The sequence below is a fragment of the Simiduia aestuariiviva genome (genome assembly GCF_014192475.1).
Taxonomy (GTDB): Bacteria; Pseudomonadota; Gammaproteobacteria; order Pseudomonadales; family Cellvibrionaceae; genus Simiduia; species Simiduia aestuariiviva.
This window is the reverse complement of record NZ_JACHXZ010000002.1, coordinates 1-16,954: the sequence shown is the minus strand read 5'-3', so window position 1 is coordinate 16,954 and position 16,954 is coordinate 1. Positions and strand designations below refer to the sequence as shown.

The 16,954-nt window shown below is 51.4% G+C and carries 13 protein-coding genes; 4 read left to right on the top strand and 9 right to left on the bottom strand.

Translation table 11 applies throughout. From position 1 onward, the window contains the following. Positions 1 to 30 precede the first annotated feature (30 nt). The 3 genes from FHS30_RS05705 to FHS30_RS05695 form a co-directional block, all read right to left on the bottom strand. A complete protein-coding gene (locus tag FHS30_RS05705) occupies positions 31 to 510 on the bottom strand; it encodes a RecX family transcriptional regulator (RefSeq protein WP_183909312.1) in 480 nt (159 codons plus the stop codon). A gap of 111 nt (positions 511 to 621) precedes the next feature. Next, entirely contained in the window at positions 622 to 1,662 is a 1,041-nt protein-coding gene (gene recA / locus FHS30_RS05700) for a recombinase RecA (RefSeq protein WP_183909310.1), read from the bottom strand. Positions 1,663 to 1,798: 136 nt separating this feature from the next. After that, entirely contained in the window at positions 1,799 to 2,287 is a 489-nt protein-coding gene (locus FHS30_RS05695; protein WP_183909308.1) for a CinA family protein, read from the bottom strand. A 99-nt stretch (positions 2,288 to 2,386) separates the two neighbouring features. On the opposite strand from FHS30_RS05695, the gene mutS reads away from it, so the two are divergent. Together mutS and fdxA are read left to right on the top strand one after the other, a co-directional pair. Next, on the top strand, positions 2,387 to 4,990 hold the full coding sequence (mutS, locus tag FHS30_RS05690; protein WP_183909306.1) for a DNA mismatch repair protein MutS: 2,604 nt from the start codon (positions 2,387 to 2,389) through the stop codon (positions 4,988 to 4,990). A gap of 86 nt (positions 4,991 to 5,076) precedes the next feature. Next, positions 5,077 to 5,400, top strand: coding sequence for a ferredoxin FdxA (fdxA, locus tag FHS30_RS05685; RefSeq protein WP_183909304.1), 324 nt, complete (start codon positions 5,077 to 5,079; stop codon positions 5,398 to 5,400). Between the two features lie 78 nt (positions 5,401 to 5,478). Here the strand turns inward: fdxA and FHS30_RS05680 are convergent, their stop codons facing one another. The 5 genes from FHS30_RS05680 to guaB all read right to left on the bottom strand — a co-directional run bounded on the left by FHS30_RS05680 (position 5,479) and on the right by guaB (position 11,815). Continuing rightward, positions 5,479 to 5,832 (bottom strand): FHA domain-containing protein, encoded by a 354-nt coding sequence (locus FHS30_RS05680; RefSeq protein WP_183909302.1) that lies wholly within the window; start codon positions 5,830 to 5,832, stop codon positions 5,479 to 5,481. A gap of 51 nt (positions 5,833 to 5,883) precedes the next feature. Beyond that, positions 5,884 to 8,175 carry a serine/threonine-protein kinase gene (locus FHS30_RS05675; protein ID WP_246341202.1) on the bottom strand — a complete coding sequence of 764 codons (2,292 nt, stop codon included), beginning with the start codon at positions 8,173 to 8,175 and terminating at the stop codon, positions 5,884 to 5,886. A 39-nt stretch (positions 8,176 to 8,214) separates the two neighbouring features. Next, a complete protein-coding gene (locus FHS30_RS05670) occupies positions 8,215 to 8,577 on the bottom strand; it encodes an FHA domain-containing protein (RefSeq protein WP_183909300.1) in 363 nt (120 codons plus the stop codon). A gap of 82 nt (positions 8,578 to 8,659) precedes the next feature. Beyond that, positions 8,660 to 10,237, bottom strand: coding sequence for a glutamine-hydrolyzing GMP synthase (gene guaA, locus FHS30_RS05665; protein WP_183909298.1), 1,578 nt, complete (start codon positions 10,235 to 10,237; stop codon positions 8,660 to 8,662). Between the two features lie 102 nt (positions 10,238 to 10,339). After that, a complete protein-coding gene (guaB, locus tag FHS30_RS05660; protein WP_183909296.1) occupies positions 10,340 to 11,815 on the bottom strand; it encodes an IMP dehydrogenase in 1,476 nt (491 codons plus the stop codon). A gap of 186 nt (positions 11,816 to 12,001) precedes the next feature. On the opposite strand from guaB, the gene xseA reads away from it, so the two are divergent. Continuing rightward, a complete protein-coding gene (gene xseA, locus FHS30_RS05655) occupies positions 12,002 to 13,417 on the top strand; it encodes an exodeoxyribonuclease VII large subunit (RefSeq protein ID WP_183909294.1) in 1,416 nt (471 codons plus the stop codon). 50 nt (positions 13,418 to 13,467) lie between these two features. Beyond that, a complete protein-coding gene (locus FHS30_RS05650) occupies positions 13,468 to 15,066 on the top strand; it encodes a cation:proton antiporter family protein (RefSeq protein ID WP_183909292.1) in 1,599 nt (532 codons plus the stop codon). A 9-nt stretch (positions 15,067 to 15,075) separates the two neighbouring features. Here FHS30_RS05650 and FHS30_RS05645 read toward each other — a convergent pair whose 3' ends face one another. Continuing rightward, the gene (locus tag FHS30_RS05645) at positions 15,076 to 16,164 is read right to left on the bottom strand and encodes a hypothetical protein (protein ID WP_183909290.1); all 1,089 of its coding nucleotides are present in this window, start codon (positions 16,162 to 16,164) and stop codon (positions 15,076 to 15,078) included. Positions 16,165 to 16,954 lie beyond the last annotated feature (790 nt).

Below are 16,954 nucleotides of genomic sequence, written 5' to 3'. Positions count from 1 at the left end.
TCTGTTCAGAACTATCATCCAACAAAACCGCTAATAGGCGGCATCAGATTTTAGGCCATCAACTGCCGACTTAATAACATCCGGCTGGAATCCTCGACTCGCCAAGTAGCGAAAACATCTAGCAAGCTCTTTTTGATCCTCAACCGCCTGCCGAAACTTCCTACGCAACTGCTGAGCTGCCAACTCGGACCAATCAACTTCTGCACTCGCCAACGATTCGTCAATGAGATTCTTCTCGATACCTTTTTGAAACAATTGCGCGGCGATCCAACCCGGTCCTTTCCCCTGACTAATGCCATAGCGCACATAGGCCGCCGCATATCGCACGTCATCTTGATATCCCAACTCTTGTATGCGCGTCAGCACCCGATGAACAATGTCTTCATTTACAGACTTAGCAGCGAGCTTTTTACGCAAATTGCCAGCACTGTAATCTCTACGTGCCAATAGGCGAATGCACATATCCATGGCTTCGGACTCAGTGATTAACGCCGAACTTGAGCTCCTCACATTTCCTCCTGTAAATGCGCCTACGACTGTTTCCGCACTGCCATTATCAATGACAGCTATTCAATCAAAAAATGCCTCGCGACACGATGGTCGCGAGGCCAGCTAACAACCTTACGAATCTACATCCTCAACAATCTTTTCAACTGCCGCCTCAGCTTTAACTTTTCCGCCCAGCAACTCAGCTCTTACTTGCTGCTCAAGCTCTGCCTGTATTGCTGGATTTTCCAACAAAAACTTCACAACATTATTTTTGCCTTGGCCAATTTTGTCACCTTTATAGCTGTACCATGCGCCAGCCTTATCAATCAGGCCCAACTTAACACCAAAGTCAATTATTTCGCCTTGCAAGTTGATACCCTGGCCATACAAAATCTGAAACTCAGCCTGCTTAAACGGAGGCGCAACTTTATTTTTCACCACTTTAACGCGCGTTTCATTACCGATAACTTCGTCACCGTCTTTTACCGCGCCTGTGCGGCGAATATCTAATCGTACGGACGAATAAAATTTCAGTGCATTACCACCCGTGGTCGTCTCTGGGTTGCCAAACATGACGCCGATTTTCATACGGATTTGGTTGATGAAAATAGCCAAACAATTAGCGTTTTTGATATTTCCTGTAATTTTACGCAGTGCCTGAGACATTAATCGAGCCTGCAGACCCACGTGATGATCACCCATCTCACCTTCAATTTCAGCCTTTGGCGTCAACGCAGCAACCGAGTCCACAACTAAGACATCCACCGCCCCTGAACGCACTAGCATGTCTGCAACTTCAAGAGCTTGCTCACCGGTATCGGGCTGAGAAACGATCAAATCATCGACATTGACACCCAGCTTTTCCGCGTACTCGGGATCGAGGGCGTGCTCGGCGTCCACGAAAGCACAAACGCCACCTTTGCGCTGAGCCTCGGCAATAACTTGCAACGTAAGCGTGGTTTTACCGGATGATTCAGGGCCATAAATTTCAACAATGCGCCCCTTAGGTAAGCCACCAATGCCAAGCGCCACATCTAAGCCCAGAGAACCGGTAGAAATGGAGGGCATGACGATGCGCTCGCGATCACCCATACGCATAACGGTGCCTTTGCCGAACTGGCGCTCAATTTGTGACAACGCTGCTTGTAATGCCTTCTCTTTGTTCTGGTCCATGTTGATACCTTCTAAATGTTCTAGTTTTCGTGTTGTCTGCGCCCAAAGGGCTCTTGTTAGCTAAAGCTTGATCTGTTCCGATCAGTTGTTGGTAGCATAGAGCAAAAATACTGTATACGCAACCAGTACTATACAATCATACAGTAGTTTGTTGCAGTCGCTGGTGTAGGCCGGCGAGCGCAGCAGTCACTGCTTGAGCCCTCACCTGCTCACGGGAGCCAGAGAACACTTGGCACTCCGCCTCTACGCCCTGAGGGCCCGCCCAAGCGAACCAAACAGTGCCGACAGGCTTTGTCACACCGCCACCACCTGGGCCTGCGATGCCCGTGGTGGCAAGCGCCCAGTCGCTGCCGCTTGCGCGCCGCGCACCCTCAGCCATCTGTTGCGCCACACTGCGACTGACCGCGCCATCGGCCATCAATACGCTTTCGCTCACGCCAAGCTGGGTCATCTTTGCCGCGTTGGCATAGGTAACCCAGCCGTAGCCAAACCACTGAGAACTCCCTGGTACGGCGGTAAATGCTTGGGCCACACCCCCACCGGTACAGGATTCGGCACAGCTTACACTTAGTCCGCTGCCAGAGAGCATACGGCCCAGCGCCACTACAAGATCGTAATCACTCATTATCATCGACATCGGCCGTTTATGGTTGCCTCGCTTTTGCGTAGAATACCCGCCCAACTCCCATCCTTACAGCCGTATTACTCAATCCAGTTATTCACTATGACTCAAGCCGTACAAGACCTCTCTGCGCACACCCCCATGATGCAACAATATTTGCGCATCAAGGCCGAACACCCCCATGAACTGGTGTTTTATCGAATGGGAGACTTTTACGAGCTGTTTTTCGACGATGCAAAAAAGGCCAGCGAATTGCTGGATGTCACCCTCACAGCCCGAGGCAAGTCCAACGGTGAGCCGATTCCCATGGCCGGCATCCCCTTTCACGCCGCCGACGGCTACCTAGCACGCTTAGTAAAAGCCGGTGAGTCGGTCGCCATCTGTGAACAAATAGGCGATCCAGCTACCAGTAAAGGGCCCGTAGAGCGGAAAGTGGTGCGCATTGTCACGCCCGGCACAGTGAGCGATGAGGCACTTCTCGACGAGCGGCAAGACAATCTCTTGGTGTCCGTCTTTCAACACGCCGACACGTTCGGTATCGCTAGCTTGGACATTGGCGCCGGCCGATTTCTAGTATTGGAAGTCGAGGGGGAAGCCGCATTGGCGGCGGAACTGCAACGCCTTAACCCCGCAGAGCTGTTGGTGGCTGATAGCTTGGCCGACCTAGCGTTATTGAGCCAGCGAAAGGGCCTGCGTCGTCGCGCACCCTGGGAATTCGAGTTGGATACGGCACAACACCTGCTCAACCAGCAATTTGGCACACAAGACTTAGACGGCTTCGGCTGTGGCCACTTACATGCAGCACTCGGTGCAGCGGGCTGTCTGTTGGCCTATGCGCGCGAGACTCAGCGAACCGCGCTGCCCCATATCCGCGCGCTGAGTGTCGAGAATCGGGATGAAGCGGTCGCCATGGATGCCGCAACACGCCGCAACCTGGAAATTGACACCAACTTGAGTGGCGGCGAGGAAAACACCCTCTTAGCGGTTTTTAATTCGGCTGTCACAGCCATGGGGCGCCGACTGATGCGGCGCTGGCTCAATCGGCCATTGCGCAACCTAGCGACCCTAAACTTGCGACAGGATGCCATCAGCTGGTTGCTCGTCGACTACAGATTTGAGCCCATTCGCCAAACCCTTAAGCAAGTGGGTGACATGGAGCGCATCTTAGGGCGCTTGGCACTGCGCTCTGCGAGGCCCAGAGACCTGAGCCGTCTACTCCATTCTCTGGCCACATTTCCCTCGCTTCAACAGCAGCTAGCGGGCGCAGACAGCGACCGAGTGCAGGCGCTCGCGCACCAAATTGGGGAGTTCCCGAACTTAGTCGACCTGCTGAACCAGGCCCTCGTTGAAAATCCACCGGTAGTAATACGCGAAGGTGGGGTTATTGCGGCAGGTTATGACGAAGAACTCGACGAGCTGCGCGCGATCAGCACCAACGCGGGCCAGTTTTTAGTGGATCTAGAAACGCGGGAACGTGAACGCACCAAACTCTCCACGCTGAAAGTGGGCTACAACCGCGTACACGGTTACTTTATCGAACTGAGCCGCAGCCAGGCCGAACAAGCACCCGCCGATTATATTCGCCGCCAAACCCTCAAAAATGCCGAACGTTTTATCACACCCGAACTCAAGACGTTTGAAGACAAAGCCCTGTCAGCCAAAAGTCGCGCGCTGACCCGCGAGAAATCGCTCTATGAAGCTTTACTCGAAACGCTCAATACTCACTTAACTGAGCTCCAAGACGCCGGCGCCGCGGTATCCGAACTGGACGTTCTCACCAGCCTTGCCGAGCGCGCTGAATGCCTAAATCTATGTAAACCCGCACTGGATACGTGCCCCGGCATCGACATTGTCGAGGGGCGCCATCCCGTGGTTGAGCAGGTTTCCAGTAAACCTTTTGTAGCCAATGACTTACAACTGGACCGTCAATGCCACATGCTCGTGATCACGGGGCCAAATATGGGGGGTAAGTCCACCTATATGCGGCAGACCGCGTTGATTGTCTTACTGGCGCAAATTGGCAGCTACGTCCCAGCAAGCCGCTGCCGACTCGGTATGGTTGATCGTATCTTTACGCGCATTGGTTCCAGCGATGATTTGGCCAGCGGTCGCTCCACGTTTATGGTGGAAATGACAGAAACGGCGAACATCCTCCACAACGCCACCGCAAACAGCCTCGTGCTGATGGATGAAGTGGGCCGCGGCACCAGCACCTTCGATGGCTTATCGCTAGCCTGGGCATCGGCCATGCACTTGGCACAAAGCGTCAAAGCCTTCACGCTATTTGCGACCCACTATTTTGAAATCACCGCGCTACCAGAGACGGTAAAAGGTATCGCCAACGTCCATTTAAGCGCCACCGAACACAAAGATAACATTGTCTTTTTGCACCACATCCAAACGGGGCCAGCCAGCCAGAGTTACGGCATTCAAGTGGCAAAACTTGCGGGTATTCCTGCACAGGTTCTACGTCTCGCTCAGGAACAACTGGCCCAGCTCGAAGCCGGCAGCCATGCACCGGTACTCATAGCGGAGCAGCCTGCTACCGCCGCTGCTAGCTCTACGCCCCCAAGCGGACCACAGCAAAGTGACCTCTTCAACGCACCCAGCCACCCTGTAGTGGACACGCTGGGCGAACTGGACATTGATGAACTCACACCGCGCCAAGCGCTGGAGCTACTTTATAAGCTAAAACAGCAGATTTGAGGGTATCTGACGTTAAAACGTTAGAAGCCTGCTAAAGATTGGGGTAGAATGCCCGCCGATTTTTCGTATTAGACGGAGTAGCGATAATGACGTTCGTTGTGGGTGAAAACTGTATTAAGTGTAAGCACACTGACTGCGTAGAAGTCTGCCCAGTAGATTGTTTCTACGAAGGCCCAAACTTCTTGGTTATTCATCCAGATGAATGTATCGACTGCGCCCTGTGTGAACCTGAGTGCCCAGTCAATGCCATCTTCTCAGAGGATGAATTGCCAGAGGGCCAAGAAGTCTTTTTAGAGCTAAACGCTGAGTTGGCCGAAACATGGCCCAATATCACTGAGATGAAAGATGCTCCAGCAGATGCAGCAGAATGGGATGGCGTTGAAGGTAAACTTCAGTATCTTGAAAGATAATTGCCGAACCAAGCCATAAAAAAACCGCGCCTAGGCGCGGTTTTTTTCATTTTGACACTGAAGCATTAAGGCAGACTTCTAGTCGTGCAGGATATGAACGGTACTGGCCAGGTTTTTCGACTTGTGATCAATTAGCTTAAATTCATTCCAACCAATTTTGACCACGTCGCCCGCATGCAACTGCACGCGACCAACAATTTTTTCACCATTGACTCGGGTCCCATTCGTGCTGCCGAGGTCTTCAATGGTCACCTCTTGGAAGTCGGGGAAGTCGGGATTGGCTGCCAATAACACGACCGCATGTCGGCTACTTACCGCGCCATCGTCAATTTGTACACGGCTATCAGGGTGCCGACCAATGGTCAGGGGCTCATCCCCCAAGACAAATTTATTCACTACAACATCGTCAATGAGCTGAGCTAGCTGAGCCATAATTAAACCTCACTCTTTACTTTTTCTGTGTTTTCGCCAACCCAAACGCGATTAAAAATCTCTAGCGAGTGACTTACGTAACGCATCAGCCATTTCTTTGCCTGAGAGATAACGATCAGCCGGTTCTTTTTGAAGCGCTTTATTGGTTATTCTCGTAGCACTGGCGGGTAAGTCTGGGCGATGACTTCGCACACTGGGGTGCTTACCTTGCAAAATGTTATACGTTAAATTCGCCAACGAGTCGCCATCATAGGGCAATTTTCCAGTCAAAAGCTGGTACATAGTCACACCTAGACTGTAGATGTCGGCACTCTCCCCTACCTTAGCGCCTTTCAATTGTTCTGGCGACATGTACAGCGGGCTTCCCATCACGTCACCGGTGCGAGTCTTGGAGTTATCCACCAAGCGCGCAATACCAAAATCGCTGACCTTCATACGTCCAGTATCAGCGTCATAGAGTAGATTGCTCGGCTTTATATCGCGATGCACTATCTGGTGCTTATGGGCGTAAAAAAGCGCATCGGCTGCTTTAGCGATCAGCCCATAGACAATATGCACTGGCAATAATTTATCGGGAGCACAATAGAAATTCAATGCGCGTCCGGGCACAAAATCCATGGCTATATAGGCTAAATCTGCCTCTTCACCCACATCGAACACCGACACAATGTTGGGGTGACTCAAGCGACCCGCGGCCTCTGCCTCACGAAAAAAGCGCGCCTTAACACCCTCAAGCTGATTGGACTCAAAGTGTTTATAGTGCAGTGTTTTAACTGCCACCATGCGACCGATACGCGGATCTCGTGCCAAATACACAACGCCCATAGCGCCTCGACCCAACTCCTTTTGGATTTCATAGCGGCCCAGTACGGGTTTGTTAATAATTTGCTCATCAATGACCAAAGTGGCATCTAAGCCGGCCCCAGCCTGCCCTGAAGATAACTCTTGCAGGCGCCTTAAACGCCCCTGTACATCCGCAAACCTGCCCGACCGCGCCAAAATGCTGCGATAGAGCTTTTCTGCCTGCTCATAACGCCGCTGTTTTTCATAGGTTTGCGCCACATCATACGAGAGTTGCAACTGCCAGGATTCTGGGCGGCAGCTTGCCAAAGACGTTAAATGCAGCTCGGCGGCTTCAAGCTGCCCATCCTGTAATTGCCGCCTGACAATTTGTTGCCACGCATCGCGCCAACTAACCAATACCCCCCGAAATGGGAGCTCGATGCACCACCAAGCGAGCCTGAGGCTCCAGACACAAACCAATAACAACAATCCAGTACCTACGGGCAGTCGCCACTGTAAATACACCTGTGCAGCCCACTGGCAGGCGATTAAGGCCGCGGCACCGATCAGCCCGTACAGTGTCAACACCCAGGGCGCCGCGCTAAGCCACCAGCCCAACATACCAGCGGAAAGTAAAACGACCATCCCCATAGCAAACCATTGACCCCAAGCAGGCGATTTAGGGTATTGATTTGCGGCTAATGTTTGTAAGGTCGCAGCCACAAGTCCGGGGCGCGGGTCGGACGCTGCACTCACAAGCCAAACGCCAACTTGAGCACCGCTTAGAGCGGCTGCCAGTGTTTTCGGTTTCGGTTGCAGCCGAACGTCCACAGGGAGCTGAGCGTCTGCACCCACAACCCGTTGCCAGTCCGCACCATCAACGACCACGCCATCAGCGAACTGCAATTGTCGATTGAGGTGGGCAGACATCAGTGACAAGGGGATACCGGCATGCCACTGCGCGCCCTGCCGCCAGATCAAGGCGTGAGCCGGCAGGTTTGCCGCCTGACTAAACTGATAGCCATCACCGGAGATCTCAAACGCTCCTTCAATGCGAGGTGCCCAGCGCCCACGCCAGCGCAGCTTGTCAGTTGCACCGTCCCCTAACGCCACCCGGTCAGTTGGCACAAAGCCTTCGGGCAACACCCACAGCGCGTTCTGCTGCAGCAACGCCCAGTGATTTTCAGTGGCTGGCATCGCGCTATCGAGCTGCGCCGACTGTTTGTGATTATCTAATCGAGGATACCTAAACGGTGTTGTTAGGAAGACTGCAAGCGTTCCCTTTTGACTTAATGCATGTAGATTTTTTGCCAAATCAGATTGTTCAGGAGCGCTACTGAATTGGGCCAAATCCGATGCCGGAACTTGTATCCAATTGAGGGGAATTACGGCGTTTGGCTGAGCACTAAAATCATAGATTTTGCCGTTCAGTTGATGGTCTATCCAGACCAGTGGCTGGAGCAACACACTGGGCCAATAGGCCACCTGCAAAAATGCACAGGTAAGCAGCATCAACAGGGTGTTTGCAGGAGTCAGATATTTGCCGAATCGCCTAACCAAACGGGTGGCCTCATTTATTATTGTGGGTGCAGTTTACACTTATTTTTCTGCAGTGTAATAAACACCGGGAATCCAGCTTTTCTTAATCTTTAGCGTTTGCTCCATGCCGGCGGGCAATTGCTCTATGCGGGTAAATTCATGCAATCCAACGGTCAACCATTGACCTTCATCTAGCTGCCCTTGCGCAAGTTTTTTGCCATCCAATGACACGCCATTTGTGCTACCTAGATCCTTGAACAAGAATTGGCCCTGCTCACCGAGATGAATTTCCGCATGGTGACCAGACACAGTGCCGTCTTCTAAGACAATATCATTATCGGCCGCGCGACCAAGCCGCAATGCAGGGTCAACCACATAATGTGCAACCAGTGCGCCATTTAGGCAATGCTGTAAAAACGCCATAATTCACCTCAGATAAAAAGGGCCTGGATAACTCCAAGCCCATGTTTGTCAATCTACCGATCTACTACTGATTAGGTTTAGTTTATTCCCACTCAATGGTAGCAGGCGGCTTGCTGGAAACATCATAGGCCACTCGGGACACTCCCGAGATTTCATTAATGATGCGGTTGGAAACAACCTCTAGCAACTCATAAGGTAAATGGGCCCAGCGCGCCGTCATAAAGTCAATGGTTTCCACCGCGCGTAAAGAGACGACCCACTCATAGCGACGCCCATCGCCAACCACGCCCACCGACTTGACCGGTAAGAATACCGCAAACGCCTGTGAGGTTTTGTGATACCAGTCGGCCTTATGTAATTCCTCGAGAAAGATGGCATCGGCTTCACGCAGAATATCGGCATATTCCTTTTTGACTTCACCCAAAATTCTTACGCCTAAGCCCGGTCCAGGGAACGGGTGACGAAACACCATGTCGTAGGGCAAGCCCAATTCCAGGCCAATTTTTCGCACTTCATCTTTAAACAATTCACGCAGCGGCTCTACCAATTCGAAGGCCATATCTTCTGGCAGACCACCCACATTGTGGTGTGATTTAATCACGTGCGCCTTGCCGGTTTTACTGGCAGCCGACTCGATGACATCCGGGTAGATGGTGCCCTGCGCCAACCACTTGACGCCTTTGAGCTTTGTGGCCTCCGTATCAAACACGTCAATAAATGTATTGCCGATTATTTTGCGTTTTTGCTCTGGATCATTTACGCCCTTAAGACGCGACAAAAACTGCTCTTCAGCATCTACTCGTATCACTTTGACGCCCATGTTTTTGGCAAACATGTCCATCACCTGATCGCCTTCATTTTTTCGCAGTAGACCGTTATCCACAAACACACACGTCAGCTGATCGCCAATGGCTTTATGTAAGAGTGCAGCCACAACAGAGGAATCAACGCCGCCAGACAAACCCAATAGCACGTTATCGCTACCCACCTGCTCGCGCACGCGGGTGATAGCATCATCTACGATATTGGCCGGAGTCCACAATGCCTTGCAGCCACATAGCTCAAGAACAAAATGCTCAAAGATGCGTTTGCCCTGCAGCGTATGTGTAACTTCTGGATGAAACTGGACGCCATAAAACTCTTTTTCTTCACAGTACATTCCGGCAATCGGACAAGATTCCGTGGCTGCCATCAAGCTAAAGCCGCTGGGCATCTCGATAACTTTATCCCCGTGACTCATCCACACATCCAGCAGGCCAGCACCGTCGTCAGCCAAGTGATCCTTTATGTCACGCAGCAGCGCACTCGTGCCCTGCACTTTTACTTGCGCATAACCAAATTCGCGGATGTCACTTGTGGAAACCTTGCCACCTAACTGCTCGGCCATGGTTTGCATGCCATAGCAGATGCCAAGAACTGGCACTCCCAGGGTAAATACAGAATCTGCAGCCCGCGGTGACGCACCTGCCGTTACCGACTCTGGACCGCCCGACAAAATAATACCTTTCGGATCAAAATCGCGAATTTCTTCGTCTGTCATGTCAAAGGCGCGAATTTCCGAGTAGACACCTATCTCCCTAATACGGCGAGCGATTAGTTGCGTGTACTGCGATCCGAAATCCAGAATTAAGATGCGTTGTGCGTGAATATCTTGGCTCATGAGTGAAGACAACTCTTGCTAACGAAGGCTATGGGTTTTTACACCCTCAAAACAAAAGTGACCGGCCTCGGCCGATCACTGGAATGTCACGAATATAAAGGCTTAGCGGCCACCCACCGGATAATTCGGCGCCTCTTTGGTAATACTGACGTCGTGTACGTGGCTCTCGCCCATACCGGCGCTGGTCACACGCACAAATTCGGGCTTGGTGCGCATGGCTTCCAAGTCTAAGGAACCTGTATAGCCCATGGCAGACCGCAATCCGCCCATCATCTGATGCACGATAGCCGACAGTGGCCCTTTATAGGGCACCCGCCCTTCAATGCCCTCAGGCACCAACTTCTCAGCACCTTGGCTAGCATCCTGAAAATAGCGATCAGATGAGCCTTGAGTGCGCGCCATGGCGCCCAGAGAGCCCATCCCACGGTATGACTTATAAGTACGGCCCTGATAGAGCTCTACTTCTCCAGGTGCCTCTTCAGTACCGGCAAACATGGACCCCATCATCAAGCAATGCGCGCCAGCCACAACGGCCTTGGAAATATCACCGGAGAAACGTATGCCACCATCGGCAATTACCGGGACATCGGTGCCCTTCAGGGCTTCAGCGACGTTGGCAATGGCGGAAATTTGCGGTACACCAACCCCAGTTACAATTCGCGTAGTACAGATGGAGCCAGGGCCGATGCCCACTTTAACGCCATCTGCGCCCGCTTCAACCAAGGCTTTAGCGGCTGCCGCTGTTGCAATGTTGCCGCCAATCACCTGAATTTCGGGGTACATTTCCTTAATTCGGCTTACGCGTTGCAATACATTTTTAGAGTGGCCATGGGCAGTATCCACCACCAATACATCTACACCAGCCTCCACCAGCGCCTTCACTCGGTCGTCCGTATCAGGGCTAGTACCCACAGAAGCGCCCACTCGCAGCCTTCCCGCCGGATCTTTACAGGCATTGGGGAAGTTTTCCGCCTTGCTAATATCTTTAACTGTAATTAAGCCGCGCAGCTCGAACTTTTCATTTACAACCAAAACTTTTTCGATGCGGTGCTTGTGCAATAAGCCGCGCACCACTTCGGGGGCCTCGCCCTCAAGCACAGTAACCAACTGGTCTTTTGGCGTCATAATGGAGGCGACTTTGGCAGCGAGATTGGTTTCGAAGCGCACATCGCGGCCTGTGACTATACCCACCAAGTCACCCTGCTCAAGCACAGGGACACCAGAAATATTGTTAGCACGCGTCAAGGCCACCAGCTCTGCAATGGTTGAATTGGCATCAATGGTAATTGGATCCTGTACGACGCCAGCCTCAAACTTTTTAACTTTGCGGACTTCTAGCGCCTGCTGCTCGATAGACATGCTCTTGTGGATAATGCCAATCCCGCCCTCCTGGGCCATGGCTATGGCCAGCCGAGACTCGGTCACCGTATCCATGGCAGCAGAGACCAGCGGAATATTCAGCTGAATACCGCGGGTTAGTTGTGTTTTCAAAGAGACATCTTTAGCGGTGATATCGGAGTAGCCCGGTACCAGTAACACGTCATCGAAAGTCAAAGCTTCCTGCGCAATTCGCAACATAATTTGCAGCCAACCTAGGTAAATAGAAGGTCTAGAAGGTAAACGGCGAATTATACCGCCTAGGCCCTAGTGGGTAAACTGGGAACTTAACTATTAGCTTAACAATGCAATATGACAGTCCCGAGGCACTCGCGCGCCCATGGCCTAGGCGCTATAGTGCGCGGCTAGTATCTTAAGGAACTACCCATGCCCGCCGCCGAGCGCCAAATACTCTCCGTGAGCCAACTCAATCGCATGGCTCGCCAATTACTGGAAACCCACCTTTCGCTCGTGTGGATTGAAGGCGAGATTAGCAACCTTGCTCGCCCCGCCTCGGGGCACTGCTATTTCACGTTAAAAGATTCTGGCGCTCAAATTCGCTGTGCAATGTTCAAAAATCGCAGCCAGTATTTGAGGATTAAGCCGGATAATGGCATGAAAGTCCTAATTCGAGGCCGCATCAGCCTGTACGAGGGGCGCGGCGATTACCAGCTAATTGTCGAGCACATGGAGGATGCCGGCCTTGGCGCACTTCAGCGCGCGTATGAAGAATTACGAGAAAAGCTGGCCAGCGAGGGCCTATTTGCCACAGCGCGAAAGCGACCCCTCCCCAGCCCAGCCAAGCACATTGCGATAATCACCTCTGCATCGGGAGCAGCACTGCACGACATCTTGTCTGTGTTCATGCGCCGCTGGCCCGGTCAACCACTCACTCTAGTCCCGACACCGGTACAGGGAGCAGGCGCTGCCAACCAAATCATTCAAGCCATTGCGCGGGCCAATCGCGCTCAATTATTTGACGTCATCTTACTGGCCCGAGGCGGCGGTTCATTAGAGGATCTCTGGTGCTTCAATGACGAAGGGCTAGCGCGCGCGATAGTGGCAAGCGAAATTCCAATCATTACAGGTGTAGGCCACGAGTCTGACACGACCATCGCCGATTTTGCGGCTGACGCTCGTGCCCCTACGCCCTCAGCTGCAGCGGAAATACTTTCACCTAGTGCAGATGAGTGGTTCGCCCGGTGCTCCAGTTTAAAATCAAGGCTAGATAAGGCTGCGCTGCGAACGCTTACCCAGACAAAGCAGCGCGTCGACCACATTTCCCACCGATTAACGCGGTGCGAGCCCAAACTGGAATCTTTTGCGCAAACGTTGGATCGACATGAAGCGAGGTTACAGCTAATTGCCCAGCAACAAATTGCCGAGAGCCGCAGACGGCTAAAGCATGCTGAGGAATTATTAAACCGCCTTCACCCTAGCCGCCAGCTTGACCAAGGAAAGTTGCGCTTAGCCAACGCGACCAAGCGGCTGCTAAACGCTAGCCCCAGCAAGCAGATTCCCATTCAGCAGCGCATACTCCAAAATTTTCATCGACAGGTTGTAAGGTTGACACTTCAACGTATTCAGCGATTTCAATTTAAGCTCGCAAATACCTCGCAGAACCTCAACAACTTAAGCCCCCTGCAAACCTTGCAGCGAGGCTTTGCACTCGCCACTAATGAACAAAATACCCTGTTGCGCGATGCAAATGATGTCACGGTGGGCGATACTATCCATGTCACGCTCGATCGAGGGCAACTGACTGCACGGGTAGTGTCTGTAGCCGGCCAAAAAGAATCTTAGGCTATATTAAAAAATGCAGAGATTGACGCTCTAAACCTCTAGGGAACGATATGGACAGCCTTGTTATTTTAGCCGCCTTTGCTTTCGGGTTCGCCGCACGTCAAATCGGTCAACCACCACTGGTGGGCTACCTCATTGCAGGGTTTACTCTCGGACATCTAGGCGTGGAGTCCAACACCACTATTGAGGTGATCGCCAATACGGGCATCGCCCTAATGTTGTTCATTATTGGCTTGAAGCTAGATATTAGAAGCCTGCTCAAACCCGAAATCTATCGCTCGACTGTTGAACATGGCGTCGTATTCGGCGGATTAACCGCCTTGATGATCATGTTTGTTGGCGCACTTGGCTTGCCTTTAGTGAGTGACATCACATGGACCCAGGCTGCACTCATTGCTTTTGCACTGAGTTTTAGCTCAACAGTGTGCGCAGTAGCCATGCTCGAAGAAAGGGGTGAATTTCGTGTTCGACATGGACAGCTAGCAGTGGGCATACTGATTGTGCAAGACATCATTGCCGTACTGTTTTTAACAGTGTCCACAGGGAAAATACCAACCTTATTTGCATTGCTTTTACCTCTGCTGTTCTTCGCTCGCCCATTATTTAGCTACCTACTAAAAGCCAGCGGACATGACGAAGTACTCATTCTTTCCGGCATTATTTTAACATTTCTGGGTAGCTCATTGTTTGAATTGGTGGGTATGAAGGCAGATCTTGGTGCACTAGTATTTGGCATGCTTCTGAGCGGCGACAAAAAATCCGGCGAGCTCGCTAAATCCATGATTAGCTTCAAGGATATATTCTTAATTGGTTTTTTCTTAAACATTGGATTATCTGCAAGTCCAAGTCTAGAGATGTTGGGCATTGCTCTGCTACTGTGCCTGCTACTGCCGCTAAAAGGTTTAGGCTTTTTATTGATCCTTTCCCGTTACAAAATGCGTGTGCGAACTGCGCTACTAGCGGGTCTTGCGTTAACTCAATACAGCGAGTTTGGATTAATTGTCGCTGCACTGGCGCTCCAATTGGGCTGGCTATCTGAAGACTGGCTTGCCACCCTGGCAATAGCTGTTTCAATATCATTCGTACTATCCACTTTAATTAATGGCAGATCCCACACGATCTACAGCCGCTTCAAAAACTCTTTAAAGCGGATAGAACAAGATTTGGCAACCGATGATGCCCCACAGTGCCCAGCGCGCAATGTTGACGTGTTGATCGTTGGCATGGGCCGTGTAGGATCCGGTGCCTACGATACTATTGCCAGCCAATACAATTTGAAAGTATGTGGCGTCGACACCGACAAAAAGAAAATCGCGTCGCACACGAGCTGCGGCAGAAAAGTAATCTATGGTGATGCTGAAGATGCTGATTTCTGGGAGGGCCTTAGCGCAACCCAATACAAACTTGTCATGTTTACCATGCCTTCGCTGTCGGAGATGGTTGACGCTGTTCACCAGCTTAGAACTGCGGGCTATACAGGCAAAGTAGCCGCCGTCGCCAAATACGATGACGAACGCAACGCCATGATCAATGCAGGTGCTGACGTGGTGTTTAATTACTATGCGCAGGCGGGTGCAGGCTTCGCGGAGCACACGCTCTCAAATGTTATGGACATTTTGCCTGAGAAACCTGCCAGCTTAGGGGGCTAATTCAGTAGCTCAGGCATTATTCAGTTTCGATATATTTGCAGCTAACAACTCCGCCACGGATCTCAACTCCTCCATTAAGTAGGCGTCCTTTAGCACGCTCTCTAGAAAAGTTTGTTTATCGTGAATCTGCCCAAAATTTGGAGCTTCCAGAAAATTTTTAGGCCGATGCAAAAAAATGATAATTTGATTTTCCACCACGCTGAACTCTGGTGCAGCTACATCAAGACTTCCTATTAAAAATTCAATTTTTGTCAAAATCGACTCTGTAAAAACCTCTTTAACATAACCTGAACTGGCGCAATAGATATTATAGCGGCCTCCTAACATCCCTTTGGACATCTTAGCTTGCTTAGCTATTCCCATTATTTTTGGCTGTAGCCATCGAAGTAAAAATAGCCATTTATACTGAAAGACTATCTGATGCTTGGCGGACGAATCAAAAGCCATACGACAAACCAGACCTTTAAATTCTGTGCTTTCACGCTGCTCGCCTTTCTCATGCTTATATTTTGCCAATTCGCACTCAACTAGCTCGAAGTGCAATCCTGCCGCTTGACATTCAAAATAGTCTTCTTGCCGTGTCAACACATCATCGTACATGGGCAGCAACTTACTAGGTTCTAACTCTTTAACTGGAATGTAGCCGTCTTGCCTATACAAATAACCGGGGAGATGAAAAAGCAGCTCGGGCATAACTTCTTTAATAACCTGCTGCTTAAACAAGACTGCCGGTTTTGCGATGTACACAGCTCCGATAAAACAGGTAAGAAACATTGGCAACAGCCCATACTGAGTGAACGCTATAAGGTAAACGCTCACGGCAAAAGGAGCAGCGGCGAACAATAAATATCGTCGTCGTTGTCGTTTTCCCGCTAGCTGCAACTGCTCAACTCTTTTCCAGGTTGCAGAAAGCGAACGACTATATGCCTCAACAAGCTCGGGCTGTACATTAATCTTTAACTGCTTTCGCTTAACTCTGAGAACCGAATGAATAACAAAATCCACTAGCTGCTCGATGATTGCAAATAGCACCTGTGTGTTTTGCTCTTCCTTAGTGGAAGACGCATAGGGGGAATTAGTTTGCTGACTAACGTCCATGTTGTGGTCCCTTATGGATTAATTAGTAGTGGCAATCAATTGTCAAACTTCTATTTTATTTTTGATTTTAACCTCAAATGTAGTGTCCCAATGCTGCCTAGAGCACAAACTGAGTTCAAATTACTGAGCCGCCATCGATTAGCCTAGAATAAAGGACCCTGTTGCTTGATTGACCCTTGAGTTAATAGAAACCCAGAACCGATACATTGTTAAACGCCCTGCAGGACTAATCGGCCTGGAACCGATTAGCGCAGCGTTAGCTGGCCAAAGGCCGAGCCCTGGGACGGGCGAGTGACTACCTACAGGGCGTTTTAATTTAGAAGCTTGACGACCGGCTGTTGCCGGCCCGGCCCGATGCATAACATTGGGCGTTCGCATGGGGGCGAGACGGCGCGTTTAGGTTGCGATCAGCAACCTGCGCTGTGGAGCGCCGGAGGCTCCGCCGATGGCCGGACCGCGGAGCGGACCCACAAATAGAGAGAGGGTTTTCCCATGCGAGGGTAGGACATCGCCCACATTTCTACCAGACAAAGAAAAACGCCCTGCAGGACTAATCGGCCAGGAGCCGATTAGCGCAGCGTTAGCTGGCCGAAGGCCGAGCCCAGGGACGGGCGAGTGATCACCTACACGGCGTTTTAATTTAGAAGCTTGACGACCGGCAGTCGCCGGCCCGACCCAATGCATAACATTGGGCGTTCGCATGGGGGCGAGACGGCGCGTTTAGGTTGCGATCAGCAACCTGCGCTGGCTCGCGCGGCCAGCTATGCTGGTCGCCGGACCGCGGAGCGGA